This is a genomic window from Microbacterium sp. Kw_RZR3, from assembly GCF_029222405.1.
Taxonomy (GTDB): Bacteria; Actinomycetota; Actinomycetes; order Actinomycetales; family Microbacteriaceae; genus Microbacterium.
The window spans coordinates 1-1,004 of record NZ_JARHXC010000222.1 but is presented as its reverse complement, the minus strand read 5'-3'; the positions used below and the strand labels follow the sequence as shown (position 1 = coordinate 1,004).

The 1,004-nt window shown below is 71.2% G+C and carries 2 protein-coding genes; both read right to left on the bottom strand.

Going from position 1 to position 1,004, the window contains the following annotated elements; translation table 11 throughout:
- Positions 1-30: 30 nt before the first annotated feature.
- Complete coding sequence (locus tag P2P98_RS12390) at positions 31-486, bottom strand: winged helix DNA-binding protein (RefSeq protein WP_275800175.1); 456 nt, start codon at positions 484-486, stop codon at positions 31-33.
- Positions 487-493: 7 nt separating this feature from the next.
- Complete coding sequence (locus tag P2P98_RS12385; protein ID WP_275800173.1) at positions 494-922, bottom strand: SRPBCC family protein; 429 nt, start codon at positions 920-922, stop codon at positions 494-496.
- Positions 923-1,004 lie beyond the last annotated feature (82 nt).

The window sequence follows — 1,004 nt, the reverse complement described above, 5'->3', positions numbered from 1 at the left end:
GTGTCTTGGACACTCGACGCTCAGAGTCGCCTACGCGAGCGAGCGCGCCAGCGCCGCGGCGAGGTGCTCGACCATCGGGCGAGACGCCGTCGCGTCAGGCCCGAAGAACTCCCCGTCGACGTCCTCCACGGCGCGATTCGCCGCGCGCGCCAGCTCACGCCCGGCGGCCGTGGCCCGGACGCGGACGGCGCGGCGGTCAGTGGCATCCTGTCGCCGTTCGACGAGATCCCGCTCGGCGAGCGCGCGGATCACCTGCGACACCATCATCGGGTCGGCGCCCGCACGCTGGCTGAGCGCGGCCTGCGTCATGCCCTCGTCGGAGTCGCCGAACGTCAGCACCGCCAGCAGCACGAACTGCACGTGCGTGACCTCGTGCGGCGCCAGCGCGCGGCGGATCGCCGCCTGCCACCGGTTCGTCACCTGCCAGAGCAGGAATCCCGGGCTGGCGTCGCCGGAGGCGAACCGACTGTCGAGGGGAGTCGTCATCCTTCGATCATCGCGCGCGCACCGTCTCGACGAGAGCGACGAGCCGGTCGAGGTCGGCAGGCACCGAGCGTTCGAACCCCGAGAACGCGGTGCGCGCCCACAGCCACGACAGCGGTCCCTCCAGCGTCACCTCGGCCGCCACCCGCGACCCGCCCGCGGTGGCGTCGACCCGGTGCCGAAACGTCAGTCGGGCTCCCGGAACGCGGCTGACGTCGGTGTAGACGCGGTCGGGCTCGAGCTCGGCGATCACGAAGGCCGTGCGCGGACCACCGACGGGCTTCAGGATGCCACGCGCCCCCTGCCGCACCTCACCCTCGACGCGCGCCCACTCGGTGTCGGGCGACCACTCGCGCCACGAGTCGTGATCGACCCAGCGGGCGTAGAACGCCGAGGGCGAGGCGGTCGATTCACGGGTGACGGAGGCAAGTGTTCGCATATGTTTAGTATGCGCGCATATTACTTCCACGGCAAGGCCCTCTCCCTCCCGCTCCTCTCGTTGAGTGTCCAGAACACGCCGC